A 16,918-nucleotide genomic window follows, 5' to 3' on the forward strand; every position below is an offset into this window, starting at 1 on the left:
ATTAGGGGCCGCTACGCAGCCCAGCGGGAGCAAGGGTTTTACAGACGCAGCAGGGTCTTCCAGGCGCGATTCTGATACACCGCAATCGCCTGATGCATACGCGCATCCAGCGACTCATCGGTAATCGGCTGATTGGCCAGGTGCGCCAGCTTGTTCAACTCGCCATACAGACGGTCCAGCTCGGCGATATCCAGCACCTGGCGTGCATGGTGCAGCCAGGCCAGGATGCGTTCGATACGCGGCAGTTGCTCGGCCAGGTCTTCCGGCTGTTGCTGGTAGCGCGGCAGTTGCAGGGCGACGGCGTCGTCGGCCAGCAGGCGAGGTAGCCAGTTGGCGAGCTGTGCCGCGCCTTGGCGATTGCCACGCACGTTGCGATCCGCCGCCCAGGTACGAGCCAGCAGCCAGCGGGAAGTGGTCAGCGAGAACAGGCCCCAGCGCACGTCTTCCAGTTCTTCGGCGAACTGTTCCGGCGCGGCCTTGCGGATGTCTTCATCGTCGTCACCGGCCTGAACCAGCGGACGCCAGTCTTCCAGCAAGGCGTCCAGTGCGGCGCGCAGTTCGCTGGTGGATTGGCGTGGCGCGGCCTGGCCGAGACTGCCGAGCAGGGCACGCAGTTCGCCGAGGTTTTCCACCCAGTCCTGCAGCAGACGCCAGTGGCCATTGAAACGGTATTGCTCGGCCAGGCGCTGGCTGCTGCCCAACAGGTGCCACATCACGGCGGCAAACGCGTCGTCCAGCGGCATTTCGGCGTGTAGTACTGGTGCCGGCAGGCTCAGGGAATAGCTGTTGGCGTCGAACAGGCGATAGCCACGCTCGGCCTTGCTGATATCACATGGCATCAGCGCCAGAGTCGCGGCCAGTTCAGCGGCCAGTTCCAGCAGGGCGGCCGGGTCGCCTTCGCGCAGTTCCAGTTCCAGCTCGCAGATTTCTTCTTTCTGCTTGCCGGCGACCACGTGGCCCAGGTCCAGGGCGGCTTCGATCACGACCTTGGCCTTGCCGCGGCCCCAGGCGATTTCGGCGCGTTCGCGAACGAAATCGGTGGTGAAGATGGGTTTGAGGGTCTTTTTGTCCAGCTCGGCCAGTTGCTCGGGCCAGCATTCGCCGTCGAGTTTCTTCACGTCGAGCTTGGCTTTGGCCAAGTCCCAGTTGTACTCATTGCGTTCCGACAAGCCGGCGACGCTCTGGCCACGGGTCTTGAGGGTCTGGATCACTTCGTCGCCGTCTTTGCGCAGGCGCAGGGCCACTTTGGCCTGGGCCAGGTCGCGTTCCGGGGTGTCGAAGTACTGGTTCATCAACTCACGGCGTTCCCAGCCACTTTTGTTGCGTTTTTTCAGTAACGGGTGCTCACGCAGCGCGGCGAGGGTTTCGCGGCTGACGCGGAGCTTGATTTCGGTTTCTTTCTGCATGGCCGGAAAATCCAGGATCGGGAGCGCAGCCGGGGAAAAGAGTGGCTGCCAAGGTCGTGCAGTGTACAGGACTGAGCCCGGCAACGCGCCGCAACGGTTTATTGTGTCACTCAGATAGCTCTATGATGGGCTTCGTCCGGGAAGTTGAGAGACAGCGCATGCCTTTACCGTCCATGAAAGAACAATTCGCCGCGCTGATTGCCGCGCCTTCGGTCAGTTGTACCCAGGCCTCTCTCGACCAATCCAACCGCCCGGTCATCGATTTGCTCGCCACCTGGCTGGGGGACCTGGGATTTGCCTGCGACATCCAGCAGGTCAGCCCCGGCAAATTCAACTTGCTGGCCAGTTTCGGCAGCGGCCCTGGCGGCCTGGTGTTGGCGGGCCACAGTGACACCGTGCCGTACGACGGCGCCCTATGGCAGACCGATCCGCTCAAGTTGACGGAAGTCGACGGCCGCTGGGTAGGACTGGGCAGCTGTGACATGAAGGGCTTTTTCGCCCTGGTGATCGAAGCCGTCCAGCCTTTGCTCGACCAGCCTTTCAAGCAACCGCTGCTGATTCTTGCCACCTGCGATGAAGAAAGCTCCATGGCCGGCGCCCGGGCGCTGGCCGAGGCGGGCCGTCCTTTAGGCCGCGCGGCGGTGATCGGCGAGCCGACTGGCCTCAAACCGATCCGCCTGCACAAGGGCGTGATGATGGAGCGCATCGATATCCTCGGGCGCAGCGGCCATTCGTCCGATCCAAGCCTGGGCCACAGCGCCCTAGAAGCCATGCACGACGCCATTGGCGAACTGCGTGGCCTGCGCCTGGCCTGGCAGCGCGAATACCGCAATCCGCAATTCAGTGTGCCGCAGCCGACCATGAACTTCGGCTGCATCCACGGTGGCGACAACCCCAACCGCATCTGCGGCCAATGCTCCCTGGAATTCGATCTGCGGCCCTTGCCGGGCATGGATCCCCAGGTGCTGCGCGCCGCCATCCGGCAGAAGCTTGAACCCTTGGCCGAGCGCCATCAGGTGAAGATCGACTATGCGCCGCTGTTCCCCGAAGTGCCGCCGTTCGAGCAGGCCGAGGACGCGGAGTTGGTGCGGGTAGCTGAACGACTTACCGGTCATCGCGCCGAAGCAGTGGCGTTCGGCACCGAAGCGCCTTATCTTCAGCGCCTTGGTTGCGAGACCCTGGTGCTTGGCCCTGGCGATATCGCCTGCGCCCATCAGCCCGGCGAGTACCTTGAAATGTCACGCTTGACGCCTACAGTGCGTCTATTGCGGGAACTGATTCAACATTACTGCCTGACATCTGCATAAATTAACCCCTGCCTATCCGTACATAGAAGGAGAGCGAGCGTGTCGCCAAGCCTGTTCCGACGATAACCAACAGCCCGCTGTGCGTTTCCACGATTCATCCTTTATTTGGCTGCTTTTTATTACAGGCCCAGGTTTTATGCCCGAATACGTCAATTGGCTTCGTCACGCTTCGCCTTACATCAATGCCCACCGGGATTGCACCTTTGTCGTCATGCTGCCGGGCGACGGTGTGGAGCACCCGAACTTCGGCAATATCGTCCACGACCTGGTGCTGCTCCACAGCCTGGGCGTGCGGCTGGTGCTGGTCCATGGGTCGCGCCCACAAATTGAAACCCGCCTCGCCGCCCGCGGCCTGACTCCGGCTTACCACGAAGGCTTGCGCATCACCGATGCCGCGACCCTGGAGTGCGTGATCGACGCGGTCGGGCATCTGCGCATTGCTATCGAAGCGCGCTTGTCCATGGACATGGCGTCCTCGCCGATGCAGGGCTCGCGCCTGCGGGTGGCCAGCGGCAACCTGGTGACGGCGCGCCCGATCGGTGTGCTTGAAGGTGTCGACTATCACCATACCGGCGAAGTGCGCCGGGTCGACCGCAAGGGCATCAACCGCCTGCTGGACGAGCGTTCCATCGTATTGCTGTCGCCGCTGGGTTATTCGCCTACCGGTGAAATCTTCAACCTCGCCTGCGAAGACGTCGCCACTCGCGCCGCCATTGACCTGGGCGCGGACAAGTTGCTGCTGTTTGGCGCCGATCTTGGTTTGATCGATGAACATGGCCGGCTGGTGCGTGAACTGCGGCCGCAACAGGTGCCTGCGCACCTGCAACGCCTGGGCAGTAATTACCAGGCCGAGCTGCTGGACGCGGCGGCTGAAGCTTGCCGTGGCGGCGTGGGCCGCAGCCATATTGTCAGTTATGCCGAAGATGGTGCCTTGCTGACCGAACTGTTCACCCGGGACGGCGGCGGTACGCTGGTGGCCCAGGAGCAGTTCGAACTGGTGCGCGAAGCGGCGATTGAAGACGTCGGCGGTTTGCTGGACCTGATCAGCCCGCTGGAAGAACAGGGGATTCTGGTGCGTCGTTCCCGTGAGGTGCTGGAGCGGGAAATCGAGCAGTTCAGCGTGGTGGAGCGTGAGGGCATGATCATCGCCTGCGCGGCGTTGTATCAGATCGCCGACTCGGACGCAGGGGAGCTGGCGTGCCTGGCAGTGAACCCGGAGTACCGTCATGGCGGTCGCGGTGATGAACTGCTGGAACGCATCGAGACCCGTGCCCGGGCCCAGGGTTTGAAAACGTTGTTCGTGCTGACGACCCGCACCGCCCACTGGTTCCGCGAGCGTGGGTTTGTGCCGAGTACGGTGGATCGCCTGCCGTCGGCGCGGGCGTCGCTGTACAACTATCAGCGTAACTCGAAGATTTTCGAAAAGGCGTTGTAAGCGTGACTGGACGAGAGGGCAAACCTCTCGTCTGTCAGTTCTGCGTGTTTTTCAATCGCGACTATGCTGACCGGTCTTCCAGCCGGATTGTCGATTTGTCGATACGATCGACATTAAAGTGACATCATTTCTGCCGATACTCTGAAACATGCCGATACGGTAACCGTCATGATCGCCCGTTAGGGTGAGGTGGTTCGGTGAAATGACAAAAGAAAGTTTCATCGATACAAAAACTGTAACAAATTGACGAGACGATAGGCATTTGGCCATGATGGCGTCGCGTTTTTGATCGCGCATGACGTATGACCCGTCTGGGGAATACAAAACGATCTAAAAAAGCGTGGAGAAATACTCTTCAGGAATACCCCAATGGAGTTTTACCGCCTCTTCGGCTTGATAGCCCATGGACAGTCTTATTCCTGAATCGTATGAAAAAGGATGAAACAATTCTTTTTGGGTGTATGAAAAACTCATTACCCTGCAAGGACCAAATCAACTGCGGTTAGACGAAGGTAGTAGACACACAAGGTTACGATTGACTTGTCAGTCACTATCTGGCGCTAATCGCGCATCTGTGGATCGAGGGCGTCAGACCCGAGACCTAAGAAATACAAAAATTAGAAATGAGAGGAGCGGTACATGAAGAAGTCGACATTGGCGTTGGCTGTGACCCTGGGTGCAATCGCCCAGCAAGCAGGCGCCGCAGGTTTCATCGAAGACAGCAAGGCAACACTGGGTCTGCGTAACTTCTACATCAACACGGATAACCGTGATGGTGCTCCAACAGCCAGCAGCCGCAGCAAAAACGCCGAATGGGGCCAAGGCTTCGATCTGCGTTTCATCTCGGGTTTCACCCAAGGTACTGTTCAGTTCGGTGTTGACGCTATTGGCCTGTACGGCCTGCGTCTGGACTCCAGCCGCGCGGATCACGGTAACTACAGCGGCACCGCTTCGGGCGGCACGGTGTTCCCGAGCGACGGCAATAAGGCAGTCAATGATTTCGCCAGCCTGGGTGTGACCGGCAAGGTCAAAATCTCCCAGACCGTGGCAAAATTGGGCACCCTGCAGCCAAACAACCCGGTGATCAAGACCAACGACGGTCGCCTGTTGCCTCAGACCTTCCAGGGCGGCGAGATCGTTTCTAACGAAATCAAAGACTTGACTCTGACTGCTGGTCAAATCGAGTCCGCCAAGGGCCGTAACTCCAGCAACAACGAAAACCTGTCGATTGCTGGCGCGAACAAAAGCTCCAACTATGACACCGGCAAATTCAGCAACAAGTTCTACTACGCCGGTGCTGACTACAAGATCACCAAGGATCTGACCGCTTCGTACTACTTTGGCGAGCTGAAAGACTTCTACTCCCAGAACTTCCTGGGTCTGGTACACAACTGGGCAATCGGCCCGGGCGTGCTGAAAAGCGACCTGCGTTACTACCGCAGCCGCGATAACGGCGCGAATGCCAATACCGCTGGCTACTACACCTCGGGTTACTACACCGACGGTGCCCGCCCTGCGACCAGCGGCAAGGTTGACAACGATCTGTACAGCTACCTGGCGCTGTACTCGGTTAACGGCCACACCTTCGGTGGCGGTTACCAGTACACCAAGGGCGACAGTGACTTCCCTTGGCTGAACCAAGGTGACGGTTCGTCGAACAGCACCACCACCGACATGCAGATCCAGAAGTTTGCCCGTGCTGGCGAACGTACCTGGCAAGCTCGTTACGCGTATGACTTCGCCAAAGTCGGCCTGCCAGGCCTGACCGCTGGTGTTGTCTACCTCAAGGGCAGCAACATCCAAACTACCGCCGGTGACAAAACCGAGTGGGAGCGCGACTTGACTCTGGCTTACGTTGTTCCAGAAGGCCCGCTGAAAAACCTCGGCGTTGCGTGGAAAAACGCAATGTGGCGTACCGATGTTGCGACTCGCGACCAGGACGAAAACCGCCTGATCGTCAGCTACTCGATCCCGCTGTTGTAAGAGCGTAAAACCTTGCCCGGCGCAACGCCGGGCAGGGTGCTTTACTTTTCAAGTCGGGCTCAACCCCCGCAAGCCCGTCCTGAACCCCTCTTTGTACAGCGTCTCAAGGCCTTCTCGAACCTTGAAGTCGATGTTGATCCACGCCTGTCGCCAAGTCCAATGAACAGATTTTTAATATTCCTTTATCGTCTAGATAAATCGATATTTATTCTTTTTAAATAATCCGCGACGCAGGCACAGTGGGCTCCATAAGCACTCATCAGGAGCCACACCATGAGCCTCAGACTGGGCGACATCGCCCCCGACTTTGAACAGGATTCCAGCGCCGGCAAGATTCGCTTCCACGAGTGGCTGGGCGATAGCTGGGGCGTGCTGTTTTCCCACCCGGCGGACTTCACCCCGGTGTGCACCACCGAGCTGGGTTTCACTGCCAAGCTCAAAGATGAATTCGCCAAGCGCGGCGTCAAGGCCATTGCCCTGTCGGTGGACCCGGTGGACTCCCACCACAAGTGGATCGAAGACATCAACGAAACCCAGAACACCATCGTCAACTTCCCGATCCTGGCCGACGCAGACCGCAAGGTCTCCGACCTGTACGACCTGATCCACCCGAATGCCAGTGACACCCTCACCGTGCGTTCGCTGTTTGTGATCGATCCGAACAAAAAGATTCGCCTGACCATCACCTACCCGGCCAGCACCGGGCGCAACTTCCACGAAATACTGCGGGTAATCGACTCGCTGCAACTGACCGATAACCACAAAGTCGCGACCCCGGCCAACTGGCAGGATGGTGATGAGGTGGTGATCGTGCCGTCGCTGAAGGACGAGGAAGAGATCAAGAAACGCTTTCCGAAGGGTTACCGGGCGGTGAAGCCGTACCTGCGACTCACCCCCCAACCGAATCGTTAAGGCTGATATCGCCATCGCGGGCAAGCCCGCTCCCACAGTTGACAGCATTCCCCTGTGGGAGCGGGCTTGCCCGCGATAGCGGCCTGACAGCAACAGAGAGTTCAAGTTGTAAACCGTCTCACAAAGCAGGGGTTTTAAGGCCGTTTCGACGGCCTTTTTTTATGCCTGGAATTGAGTCGACGACATATGCATTTAAAGAATAAACAAATGAAAAAATAAGATTTATAGATATATAAATTGGCTGATATGGTCTGTCCCATCTTGGCGCCATCGCCACATAGCGAACCGCCGACACTTTCCAAAGGAATTGCCTACATGCTGGTCGTAACACTTGGTGGTAGCCCCAGCCAACGTTCCCGGTCCGGGGTCTTGCTGGATCACACCCGCAACTGGTTGCAGCAACAAGGCGTGGAAGTGGTGAGTTATCAGATACGGGACTTCCCGGCCGAAGACTTGCTGCACGCGCGGTTCGACAGCCCGAAAATCATCGACCTGCTGCAGCAAGTGGCAAACGCCGACGGCCTGGTGATCGCCACGCCGGTGTACAAGGCTTCGTTTTCCGGTGCGTTGAAAACCATCCTCGACCTGCTGCCCGAACGCGCCCTGGCCCACAAAGTGGTATTGCCGATGGCCACCGGCGGCAGCATCGCCCACATGCTCGCGGTGGACTATGCCTTGAAGCCGGTGCTGTCGGCCCTGAAAGCCCAGGAATTGCTCCACGGGATTTTCGCCGAAGACAGCCAGATCGCTTATGGCGAAGGCAGTGCCCAGGCGCAACTGGTGCCGGTGCTGGAACAACGTTTGAGCGAGGCACTGGAAACCTTCTACAGCGCCATGGCCCGCCGCCCGAAACCCCTTGATCCCAATGTGTTGAATGAACGTTTGTTGAGTGCTCGCTGGAGCATTTAAGCCTCACCCAGCTTTACCTGGATTCAACAAGTACTACTCACCTTACTCAGCCGCCAACGGCCAAGCAGGTGCAGCCAACCCCCTCATCGTATTTTGGAGAGAGCGCCATGCGCACTGTCATCTTGCGTCGTGGTCTGGTCGCACTGTTTGCTGCGGCTGTGTCCTTCGGCGCCATTGTTCAAGCCCAGGCCGCCGAGACCCTGCGGATCGGCTATCAGAAATACGGCACCCTGGTGCTGCTCAAGGCCAAGGGCTCGCTGGAAAAGCGCCTGGCCGAGCAGGGCGTGCAAGTGCAGTGGACGGAGTTTCCCGGCGGCCCGCAGCTGCTGGAAGGACTGAACGTCGGTTCCATCGACTTCGGCGTGACGGGTGAAACGCCACCGGTGTTCGCCCAGGCCGCCGGTGCCGATCTGGTCTACGTCGCCTACGAACCACCAGCGCCGACCAGCGAAGCGATCCTCGTACCGAAAGACTCGCCGATCAAATCGGTGCAAGACCTCAAGGGCAAGAAAGTCGTCCTCAATAAAGGCTCCAACGTGCACTACCTGCTGGTACGTGCCCTGGAAGATGCCGGCCTGAAATACACCGACGTGCAGACCGTATTCCTGCCGCCCGCCGATGCCCGCGCCGCGTTCGAGCGTGGCAGCGTCGATGCCTGGGTGATCTGGGACCCGTACCAGGCGGCCGCCGAGAAACAACTGCAAGCCCGCACCCTGCGTGACGGCACCGGCATCGCCGACAACCATCAGTTCTACCTGGCCACCAAGCCCTACGCCGAAAAACACCCTGAAGTGATCAAGGCATTGGTGGAAGAAGTGCGCGCCGTGGGCGAATGGTCCAAGGCCAACCCGGAGCAAGTCACCGAACAAGTTGCACCGCTGCTGGGCCTGCCGGCCGACATCACCCTGACCTCGGTAAAACGCCAGGGCTACGGCGCGCTGTTCCTGACCCCGGAAGTGGTCGCCGCGCAGCAGAAAATTGCCGACAGCTTCTACCAACTCAAATTGATCCCCAAACCCTTGAACATCAAGGACGTGATCTGGACGCCACCCGCCGCCGTTGCCAAAGCGCCGTAATCCGACTTCTTCAGGAGACAACTCCATGAGCCTCAATATTTTCTGGTTCCTGCCTACCCACGGCGACGGCCATTACCTTGGCACCGCCGAAGGCGCTCGCGCCGTTGATCACGGTTACTTGCAGCAAGTGGCCCAGGCGGCCGACCGCCTTGGCTTCGGCGGGGTGCTGATCCCCACCGGCCGCTCCTGCGAAGACTCGTGGCTGGTGGCAGCGTCGCTGATCCCGGTGACCCAACGTTTGAAATTCCTTGTCGCGCTGCGCCCCGGGATCATTTCCCCGACGGTGGCGGCGCGTCAGGCCGCGACCCTGGATCGTCTGTCCGGCGGCCGGGCGTTGTTCAACCTGGTGACCGGTGGCGACCCGGATGAGTTGGCCGGCGACGGCTTGTTCCTGAGCCATGAAGAGCGTTACCAGGCGTCGGTGGAATTCACCCGCATCTGGCGCCGCGTACTGGAAGGCGAAACCGTCGATTACGACGGCCAGCACATCAGCGTCAAAGGCGCCAAGTTGCTCTATCCGCCGATCCAGCAACCGCGTCCGCCGCTGTATTTCGGGGGCTCCTCCGAAGCGGCCCAGGACCTGGCAGCCGAACAGGTGGAAATGGTCCTGACCTGGGGCGAGCCGCCGGCTGCGGTAGCGGAAAAGATCGCCCAGGTTCGCGCCAAGGCCGCCAAGCTCGGGCGTACCCTGCGCTTCGGCATTCGCCTGCATGTGATCGTGCGTGAAACCAACGCCGAAGCCTGGCAGGCCGCCGACAAACTGATCTCCCACGTGGACGATGAAACCATTGCCCGCGCCCAGGCGTCGTTGTCGCGTTTTGATTCCGTAGGCCAGCAACGCATGGCCGCCTTGCACGGCGGTAGTCGCGACAACCTGGAAGTCAGCCCCAACTTGTGGGCCGGTGTAGGCCTGGTACGTGGCGGAGCCGGCACTGCCTTGGTGGGCGACGGCCCGACCGTGGCAGCGCGGGTGAAGGAATACGCTGACCTTGGCATCGACACCTTTATCTTCTCCGGTTATCCACACCTGGAAGAGTCGTATCGCGTGGCCGAGTTGCTGTTCCCGCATCTGGACATCGAGCGTCCCGAGCTGCCGAAAGGCGCCGGCTACGTCAGCCCGTTCGGCGAAATGGTCGCCAACGACATTCTTCCCAAAGCTGCGTCCCAGAGCTGAGGCGCCGCCATGAACCTTGAAAAATTAAGTCATCGATTGGCGCCCTGGGCGCTGCCGATCCTGTTGCTGGCGGTATGGCAGTTGTCCGTGTCGGCCGGCTGGTTGTCGACGCGGATTCTGCCGGCGCCCAGCGCGGTGATCGAAGCGGGTATCAGCCTGGTGCGCAGCGGCGAAATCTGGACGCACCTGGCCATCAGTGGCTGGCGTGCAGGCCTGGGTTTTGTGATCGGCGGCAGTATCGGCCTGGCCCTGGGCTTTATCACCGGCCTGTCGACCTGGGGTGAACGCCTGCTGGACAGCTCTGTGCAGATGATCCGCAACGTGCCGCACCTGGCGCTGATCCCGCTGGTGATCCTGTGGTTCGGCATCGACGAGACCGCGAAGATATTCCTGGTCGCCCTCGGCACGCTGTTCCCGATCTACCTCAACACTTACCACGGCATCCGCAACGTCGACCCGGCGCTGGTGGAAATGGCCCGCAGTTATGGCCTGTCCGGTTTCAGCCTGTTTCGCCAAGTGATTTTGCCGGGCGCCTTGCCTTCGATTCTGGTGGGCGTGCGCTTTGCGCTGGGCTTTATGTGGCTGACGTTGATCGTCGCGGAAACCATCTCCGCCAGTTCCGGTATCGGCTACCTGGCGATGAACGCCCGGGAATTCCTGCAGACCGACGTAGTGGTGCTGGCGATCGTGCTGTACGCGGTCCTCGGCAAATTGGCAGACCTGGCGGCGCGCGGCCTGGAACGTGTCTGGCTGCGTTGGCACCCGGCTTATCAAGTGAATAAAGGAGGTGCGGCATGACCGCTCAACAACCTCCACGCCTGCTACGGGGCATTCCCCTGGCCGTACGCAAGTTGCGCAAGGCTTTCGGCGCGCGGGAAGTGCTGAAGGAAATCGACCTGCATATTCCCGCCGGTCAATTCGTTGCGGTCGTGGGCCGCAGCGGCTGCGGCAAAAGTACCTTGCTGCGCCTGCTGGCCGGGCTGGACAAAGCCAGCGGCGGCGAACTGCTCGCCGGCTCCGCGCCGCTGAGCGAAGCGATTGAAGACACGCGGTTGATGTTCCAGGAAGCGCGCCTGCTGCCGTGGAAAAAGATCATCGACAACGTGGGGCTGGGCCTCAAGGGCAACTGGCGCCCACAGGCGTTGGAAGCGCTGGAAGCGGTTGGCCTGGCCGAGCGCGCCAATGAGTGGCCGGCGGCGTTGTCCGGTGGCCAGAAGCAGCGCGTGGCCCTGGCCCGCGCCTTGATCCACCAGCCACGCCTGTTGCTGCTGGACGAACCGCTGGGGGCGCTGGATGCCCTGACCCGGATCGAGATGCAGCAACTGATCGAGAACCTCTGGCAGAAGCACGGCTTCACCGTGTTGCTGGTGACCCACGACGTCAGCGAAGCCGTAGCCATTGCCGACCGGGTGATTTTGATCGAAGACGGCGAAATCGGCCTCGACCTGCACGTGGAACTCCCACGTCCGCGGGTGCGTGGCTCCCACCGCCTGGCGGCGCTGGAAACCGAAGTGCTTAACCGTGTGTTGTCGCTGCCCGGCACCCCGCCGGAACCCGAACCTGTTTCACCGCTGCCTACGCAATTGCGTTGGGCTCAATAACTCACTTGTCTTACACAGGAAGAACGACCATGACTATTAAAGCCATCAACGTGCGTAACCAGTTCAAAGGCACCATCAAGGAAATCGTCGAAGGCGACGTGCTGTCGGAAATCGACGTGCAGACCGCGTCCGGCATCGTCACTTCCGTGATCACCACGCGCTCGGTGAAAGAGCTGGAACTGGTGATTGGCAGTGAAGTGATTGCCTTCGTTAAATCCACCGAGGTGTCGATCGCCAAGCTGTGATCGTTCCCACGCTGATCGTTCCCACGCTCCGCGTGGGAATGCATCCCGTGACGCTCCGCGTCACTCATGCGCAGGGCTCAAGTCTTGTGCTGGCTGGCGGGACGCGGAGCGTCCCCTGAGACATTCCCACGCAGAGCGTGGGAATGATCATGTGGGTGCGCGCTTGGGCAAGAACGCCGGCAGATAAAGCCCCACATACGCATCAAACACCCGCATGCCTTCCTCGGCCATGCGCGGGGTGATTTGCCCATGCTGATGCACCGAGCGCGCGTAGACGCGGTCGCTCAGTTCCAGGGCCAGGGCAAACACGTCGACATCGGCGGGCAGGCTCGGCACCTCGAAGTGCCGGTTGAACACCTCATACATCAGGTTTCCCAACTCCAGATCGTGCTGGCGGTCGGCCTGTGTCACTTCGGTCAACCCGTGCTGGGCCAGGATCAATTGCCGGGCGGCGGCGTCGTTGCTGTAGATGCTGAGCATGCGCTGCTCCACCACACTGGACAGGTCGCGCCAGTGCTTGAGTGAATCATGATCGATGGGCGCCTGAATGGCCGCGCGAAAGGCTGCATGGACATCAGCGGTCAGCGCCTCCAGCAGGGCAGGCACGCTGGCGAAGAAGTGATACACCGATGACGGCGGAATCTGTGCCCGCTCGGCCACGTTGTAGATCGACAGGCTGGCCACGCCTTCGGCCGCCAGCAAGGTGCGGGCGGCGTCGAGGATCGCGTCGATCCGAGCCTGGCTGCGGGCGCGGGGTTTGCGAGGGGTGGCAGGGCGATTCATTGAAGTCTCCTACAGGGCAGCGGGCATTGTACGCAGAGCCACTGGATGATCCATACCTTGTGGCGAGGGAGCTTGCTCCCGCTGGACTGCGCAGCAGGCCCAAGACCTGCGCCTCGGTTCTGCCTGAAAGAACCCGGTGTTCTTATTGGGGCCGCTTCGCAGCCCGGCGGGAGCAAGCTCCCTCGCCACAACAGCCATAAAAAAACGCCGCAAGCCAAAAGCCTGCGGCGTTCTTTTTAACCCGGCAACCGCTTACACGGTATGCAGGTACCAGTTGTACTCAAGGTCGGAGATGGAGTGTTCAAACTCTTCCAGCTCACTTTCCTTACAGGCGACGAAGATATCGATGTATTTAGGATCGATGTACTTGGCCATCACCTCGCTGTCGTCCAACTCACGCAGGGCATCACGCAGGTTGTTCGGCAGGCTCTGTTCGTTCTGCTCGTAGCTGTTGCCTTCCACGGGTGCGCCAGGCTCGATCTTGTTGGTCAGGCCGTGATGCACGCCCGCCAATACCGAAGCCATCAGCAGGTAAGGGTTGGCATCAGCCCCGGCCACACGGTGTTCGATACGTACGGCGTCGGACGAGCCGGTCGGTACGCGAATCGCCACGGTGCGGTTATCCAGGCCCCAGCACGGCGAGTTCGGCACGTAGAACTGTGCGCCGAAACGACGGTAGGAGTTGACGTTAGGGCACAGGAACGCCATTTGGGCGGGTAGGGTCTCCAGCACACCGCCGATCGCGTGACGCAATGCGGCGTTCTGCTCGGGATCCTCGCTGGCAAAGATGTTCTTGCCGTCCTTGTCCAGGATCGAAATGTGTACGTGTAAGCCGTTGCCTGCCTGGCCTGGGTAAGGCTTGGCCATGAAGGTGGTGTCCATCTCATGGTCGTAGGCGATGTTCTTGATCAAGCGCTTGAGCAGTACCGCATAGTCGCAGGCCTTTATAGGGTCGGCAACGTGGTGCAGGTTCACTTCGAACTGCGCCGGGGCACTTTCCTTGACGATAGCGTCGGCAGGGATGCCTTGCTCTTTTGCACCTTCCAGAATGTCCTGGAGGCAGTCGACATATTCGTCGAGGTCGTCGATCAGGTAGACCTGTGTCGAATGCGGGCGTTTGCCGGAGATCGGCGAGCGGGGCGGTTGTGGCCGGCCATTCACGTTCTCCTGGTCAATCAGGTAGAACTCCAGCTCGAATGCGGCGCAGATGGTCAGACCGAGGTCGTCAAATTTGCTTACAACTTGGCGGAGTACTTCGCGAGGATCGGCGAAGAAAGGTTCACCTTCGAGTTCGTGCATGGTCATCAGCAGTTGCGCGGTTGGGCGCTTTTGCCAGGGTTCATTGCACAGGGTGTCGGGGATTGGATAACAGATTCGGTCAGCATCACCGATGTCCAGACCCAGGCCGGTGCTTTCCACCGTTGAGCCATTGATATCCAGGGCAAATAGAGAGGCAGGCAGATTAATGCCCTTCTCGTAAACCTTGTGGAGGCTGGTGCGTTCGATGCGCTTGCCGCGCACCACACCATTCATATCCGCAATTAGAAGGTCTACGTACAGAACCTCAGGATGATCCTTAAGGAACGCGTTCGCTTCGTTAAGCTGAACGGCACGCGGGGGTACCGACATGATGCAACACCTTTGTTGTTAAAAATATCAATCATTGATCTCTTCGGGTTTCAGTCAACCCGAACGGCATGCCGAAGTCAAGCGAGGCCTTTTTTGCCCTAAAAAAGCGCCTTGAGGGCTTTTTTGAGGCTTTTTGGGGCGATTTTTTGGGATTGGTGCTCTTGGAACCAGCACGTTTGAGCGGGCCGTGTTGTATTTTTTACGGGGGTGTTGTGTAAAAAAATGAACAAGGCTAAGCTCGATTCAAACCCATAACAGCAATAATACCGGGGTGCTTCATGTCTCGCCTGCCGTTAATCGGCGTCACCGCCTGCTCCAAACAGGTCGGTCTGCATGCTTATCACATCAGTGGCGACAAATACGTCCGTGCAGTGGCCACCGCTGCCAAGGGCTTGCCGTTGATTATTCCGTCCCTGGCGGATGTGCTCGACCCGGCCAATATTCTTGACGGTCTGGACGGCATTCTTTTTACCGGCTCACCTTCCAATATCGAACCCTTTCACTACGACGGTCCGGCCAGCGCGCCCGGGACTGCTCATGATTCTGCACGGGACCAAACCACGCTACCGCTGCTGCGTGCCGCGATTGCGGCAGGCGTTCCGGTGCTGGGGATTTGCCGTGGCTTCCAGGAAATGAACGTGGCGTTTGGCGGCAGCCTGCACCAGAAGGTTCACGAAGTGCCGGGCATGATGGATCACCGCGAAGACGACACCCAGCCGCTGGATATCCAGTATGGCCCGGCGCACGCAGTGGCCATCTCCCCGAATGGGGTATTGGCAAGCCTGGGCTTGCCGTCGACGATCCAGGTCAACTCGATTCATTCACAGGGCATCGATCGCCTGGCGCCGGGTTTTCAGGTCGAGGCCACCGCGCCGGACGGCCTGATCGAAGGCTTTTCGGTTCCCGCGGGCAAGGCTTTTGCTTTAGGAGTGCAATGGCACCCCGAATGGCAGGTAAGCTCTAACCCGCACTACCTCGCAATCTTCCAGGCATTTGGCAATGCCTGTCGAAAGCGGGTGATGCAACGCGACGCGGATGCTGCGTCAACTTACGCCTGACCTTTAATGGATGTCAGGAAACACAGCCCAGAGGCATTTATGAGTAACAACCTCGACCAGCTCACCGATTGGTTGAAAGACCACAAGATCACAGAAGTCGAATGCATGATTGGCGACCTCACCGGCATCACCCGGGGCAAGATCTCGCCGACCAACAAGTTCATCGCCGAAAAAGGCATGCGCCTGCCCGAAAGCGTTCTGTTGCAGACCGTGACCGGCGACTATGTCGAAGACGACATCTATTACGAATTGCTCGACCCGGCCGACATCGACATGATCTGCCGCCCGGACGAGAACGCGGTGTACCTCGTGCCCTGGGCCATAGAGCCTACGGCCCAGGTGATCCACGACACCTACGACAAGCAAGGCAACCCGATCGAGCTGTCGCCGCGCAACGTGCTCAAGAAAGTCCTCAAGCTCTACGCCGATAAAGGCTGGCAGCCCATCGTGGCGCCGGAGATGGAGTTCTACCTGACCAAGCGCTGCGAAGACCCGGACTTCCCGCTGCAACCGCCGATTGGCCGTTCCGGTCGCCCGGAAACCGGCCGCCAGTCCTTCTCTATAGAAGCAGCCAACGAATTCGATCCGTTGTTCGAAGACGTCTACGACTGGTGCGAGCTGCAGGAGCTGGACCTCGACACGCTGATCCACGAAGACGGCACGGCGCAGATGGAAATCAACTTCCGTCACGGCGATGCCCTGTCCCTGGCCGACCAGATCCTGGTGTTCAAGCGGACCATGCGTGAAGCGGCGCTCAAGCACAACGTGGCGGCCACCTTTATGGCCAAGCCCATGACCGGCGAGCCCGGCAGCGCGATGCACCTGCACCAGAGCATCATCGACATCGCCACCGGCAAGAACGTGTTCTCCAATGAAGACGGGACCAAGAGCGAGCTGTTCCTGCACCACATAGGTGGCCTGCAGAAATTCATCCCTGAGCTGTTGCCGCTGTTCGCGCCTAACGTCAACTCGTTCCGCCGCTTCCTGCCCGACACCTCGGCGCCGGTCAACGTGGAGTGGGGCGAAGAAAACCGCACCGTAGGCCTGCGGGTACCGGACGCCGGCCCACAAAACCGTCGGGTGGAAAACCGCCTGCCGGGTGCCGACGCCAACCCGTACCTGGCGATCGCCGCCAGCCTGCTGTGTGGCTACATCGGCATGGTCGAAGGCATCAGCCCAAGCGCACCGGTGGTGGGTCGTGGTTACGAGCGCCGCAACCTGCGCCTGCCGCTGACCATCGAAGACGCCCTGGAACGTATGGAAAACAGCAAGACCATCGAGAAATACCTGGGTCACAAATTCATCACAGGCTACGTCGCGGTCAAGCGGGCCGAGCATGAAAACTTCAAGCGCGTGATCAGTTCGTGGGAGCGGGAATTCCTGCTCTTTGCCGTCTGATG

Annotated in this window: 16 protein-coding genes; 12 read left to right on the plus strand and 4 right to left on the minus strand. The window is 59.9% G+C overall.

Going from position 1 to position 16,918, the window contains the following annotated elements; all coding sequences use genetic code 11:
• Positions 1-38 precede the first annotated feature (38 nt).
• Positions 39-1,406 (minus strand): CYTH domain-containing protein, encoded by a 1,368-nt coding sequence (locus BLU46_RS17660; RefSeq protein ID WP_003213918.1) that lies wholly within the window; start codon positions 1,404-1,406, stop codon positions 39-41.
• 158 nt (positions 1,407-1,564) lie between these two features.
• Here BLU46_RS17660 and argE point away from each other — a divergent pair, with 158 nt between their 5' ends.
• On the plus strand, positions 1,565-2,713 hold the full coding sequence (gene argE / locus BLU46_RS17665; protein WP_026077852.1) for an acetylornithine deacetylase: 1,149 nt from the start codon (positions 1,565-1,567) through the stop codon (positions 2,711-2,713).
• A 136-nt stretch (positions 2,714-2,849) separates the two neighbouring features.
• Complete coding sequence (gene argA / locus BLU46_RS17670) at positions 2,850-4,148, plus strand: amino-acid N-acetyltransferase (protein ID WP_010167865.1); 1,299 nt, start codon at positions 2,850-2,852, stop codon at positions 4,146-4,148.
• A 51-nt stretch (positions 4,149-4,199) separates the two neighbouring features.
• On the opposite strand, the gene BLU46_RS32875 is transcribed toward argA, so the two are convergent.
• The gene (locus BLU46_RS32875; protein ID WP_148666938.1) at positions 4,200-4,445 is read right to left on the minus strand and encodes a hypothetical protein; all 246 of its coding nucleotides are present in this window, start codon (positions 4,443-4,445) and stop codon (positions 4,200-4,202) included.
• A 342-nt stretch (positions 4,446-4,787) separates the two neighbouring features.
• Here BLU46_RS32875 and BLU46_RS17675 point away from each other — a divergent pair, with 342 nt between their 5' ends.
• The 8 genes from BLU46_RS17675 (at position 4,788) to BLU46_RS17710 (ending at position 12,048) form a co-directional block, all read left to right on the plus strand.
• Positions 4,788-6,131, plus strand: coding sequence for an OprD family porin (locus BLU46_RS17675; protein ID WP_093203906.1), 1,344 nt, complete (start codon positions 4,788-4,790; stop codon positions 6,129-6,131).
• Between the two features lie 273 nt (positions 6,132-6,404).
• Positions 6,405-7,043: a peroxiredoxin gene (locus BLU46_RS17680; RefSeq protein ID WP_003213910.1), complete on the plus strand. Its 639-nt coding sequence runs from the start codon at positions 6,405-6,407 to the stop codon at positions 7,041-7,043.
• A gap of 315 nt (positions 7,044-7,358) precedes the next feature.
• The gene (ssuE, locus tag BLU46_RS17685) at positions 7,359-7,952 is read left to right on the plus strand and encodes an NADPH-dependent FMN reductase (protein ID WP_017476595.1); all 594 of its coding nucleotides are present in this window, start codon (positions 7,359-7,361) and stop codon (positions 7,950-7,952) included.
• Positions 7,953-8,059: 107 nt separating this feature from the next.
• Complete coding sequence (locus BLU46_RS17690) at positions 8,060-9,028, plus strand: sulfonate ABC transporter substrate-binding protein (RefSeq protein ID WP_063026405.1); 969 nt, start codon at positions 8,060-8,062, stop codon at positions 9,026-9,028.
• A 25-nt stretch (positions 9,029-9,053) separates the two neighbouring features.
• Positions 9,054-10,202, plus strand: a complete 1,149-nt coding sequence (gene ssuD, locus BLU46_RS17695; RefSeq protein WP_003213905.1) for an FMNH2-dependent alkanesulfonate monooxygenase — start codon at positions 9,054-9,056, stop codon at positions 10,200-10,202.
• A 9-nt stretch (positions 10,203-10,211) separates the two neighbouring features.
• On the plus strand, positions 10,212-11,000 hold the full coding sequence (gene ssuC / locus BLU46_RS17700; RefSeq protein ID WP_010167854.1) for an aliphatic sulfonate ABC transporter permease SsuC: 789 nt from the start codon (positions 10,212-10,214) through the stop codon (positions 10,998-11,000).
• A complete protein-coding gene (ssuB, locus tag BLU46_RS17705) occupies positions 10,997-11,803 on the plus strand; it encodes an aliphatic sulfonates ABC transporter ATP-binding protein (RefSeq protein ID WP_008438906.1) in 807 nt (268 codons plus the stop codon). The genes ssuC and ssuB overlap by 4 nt, the downstream gene beginning before the upstream one ends.
• Positions 11,804-11,832: 29 nt before the next feature.
• Entirely contained in the window at positions 11,833-12,048 is a 216-nt protein-coding gene (locus BLU46_RS17710; protein WP_003213899.1) for a TOBE domain-containing protein, read from the plus strand.
• Between the two features lie 147 nt (positions 12,049-12,195).
• Here the strand turns inward: BLU46_RS17710 and BLU46_RS17715 are convergent, their stop codons facing one another.
• Both BLU46_RS17715 and BLU46_RS17720 read right to left on the minus strand, forming a co-directional pair.
• Positions 12,196-12,831 (minus strand): TetR/AcrR family transcriptional regulator, encoded by a 636-nt coding sequence (locus tag BLU46_RS17715; RefSeq protein ID WP_093203911.1) that lies wholly within the window; start codon positions 12,829-12,831, stop codon positions 12,196-12,198.
• A gap of 252 nt (positions 12,832-13,083) precedes the next feature.
• Entirely contained in the window at positions 13,084-14,460 is a 1,377-nt protein-coding gene (locus BLU46_RS17720; RefSeq protein WP_003213894.1) for a glutamine synthetase family protein, read from the minus strand.
• A gap of 278 nt (positions 14,461-14,738) precedes the next feature.
• Between BLU46_RS17720 and BLU46_RS17725 the strand changes: the two genes are divergently transcribed.
• Positions 14,739-15,518 (plus strand): gamma-glutamyl-gamma-aminobutyrate hydrolase family protein, encoded by a 780-nt coding sequence (locus tag BLU46_RS17725; RefSeq protein WP_093203916.1) that lies wholly within the window; start codon positions 14,739-14,741, stop codon positions 15,516-15,518.
• Positions 15,519-15,557: 39 nt separating this feature from the next.
• Positions 15,558-16,916 carry a glutamine synthetase family protein gene (locus tag BLU46_RS17730; RefSeq protein WP_010167850.1) on the plus strand — a complete coding sequence of 453 codons (1,359 nt, stop codon included), beginning with the start codon at positions 15,558-15,560 and terminating at the stop codon, positions 16,914-16,916.
• The last annotated feature ends 2 nt before the right edge of the window (positions 16,917-16,918 follow it).

The organism is Pseudomonas yamanorum (assembly GCF_900105735.1).
In the GTDB taxonomy this organism is placed as follows: Bacteria; Pseudomonadota; Gammaproteobacteria; order Pseudomonadales; family Pseudomonadaceae; genus Aquipseudomonas; species Aquipseudomonas yamanorum.

What these genes read in the sequence shown, in the direction of transcription:
- BLU46_RS17660 (WP_003213918.1), bottom strand. Translation starts at nt 1,406, where the DNA reads ATGCAGAAAGAAACCGAAATCAAGCTCCGCGTCAGCCGCGAAACCCTC.
- argE (WP_026077852.1), top strand. Translation starts at nt 1,565, where the DNA reads ATGCCTTTACCGTCCATGAAAGAACAATTCGCCGCGCTGATTGCCGCG.
- argA (WP_010167865.1), top strand. Translation starts at nt 2,850, where the DNA reads ATGCCCGAATACGTCAATTGGCTTCGTCACGCTTCGCCTTACATCAAT.
- BLU46_RS32875 (WP_148666938.1), bottom strand. Translation starts at nt 4,445, where the DNA reads ATGCGCGATCAAAAACGCGACGCCATCATGGCCAAATGCCTATCGTCT.
- BLU46_RS17675 (WP_093203906.1), top strand. Translation starts at nt 4,788, where the DNA reads ATGAAGAAGTCGACATTGGCGTTGGCTGTGACCCTGGGTGCAATCGCC.
- BLU46_RS17680 (WP_003213910.1), top strand. Translation starts at nt 6,405, where the DNA reads ATGAGCCTCAGACTGGGCGACATCGCCCCCGACTTTGAACAGGATTCC.
- ssuE (WP_017476595.1), top strand. Translation starts at nt 7,359, where the DNA reads ATGCTGGTCGTAACACTTGGTGGTAGCCCCAGCCAACGTTCCCGGTCC.
- BLU46_RS17690 (WP_063026405.1), top strand. Translation starts at nt 8,060, where the DNA reads ATGCGCACTGTCATCTTGCGTCGTGGTCTGGTCGCACTGTTTGCTGCG.
- ssuD (WP_003213905.1), top strand. Translation starts at nt 9,054, where the DNA reads ATGAGCCTCAATATTTTCTGGTTCCTGCCTACCCACGGCGACGGCCAT.
- ssuC (WP_010167854.1), top strand. Translation starts at nt 10,212, where the DNA reads ATGAACCTTGAAAAATTAAGTCATCGATTGGCGCCCTGGGCGCTGCCG.
- ssuB (WP_008438906.1), top strand. Translation starts at nt 10,997, where the DNA reads ATGACCGCTCAACAACCTCCACGCCTGCTACGGGGCATTCCCCTGGCC.
- BLU46_RS17710 (WP_003213899.1), top strand. Translation starts at nt 11,833, where the DNA reads ATGACTATTAAAGCCATCAACGTGCGTAACCAGTTCAAAGGCACCATC.
- BLU46_RS17715 (WP_093203911.1), bottom strand. Translation starts at nt 12,831, where the DNA reads ATGAATCGCCCTGCCACCCCTCGCAAACCCCGCGCCCGCAGCCAGGCT.
- BLU46_RS17720 (WP_003213894.1), bottom strand. Translation starts at nt 14,460, where the DNA reads ATGTCGGTACCCCCGCGTGCCGTTCAGCTTAACGAAGCGAACGCGTTC.
- BLU46_RS17725 (WP_093203916.1), top strand. Translation starts at nt 14,739, where the DNA reads ATGTCTCGCCTGCCGTTAATCGGCGTCACCGCCTGCTCCAAACAGGTC.
- BLU46_RS17730 (WP_010167850.1), top strand. Translation starts at nt 15,558, where the DNA reads ATGAGTAACAACCTCGACCAGCTCACCGATTGGTTGAAAGACCACAAG.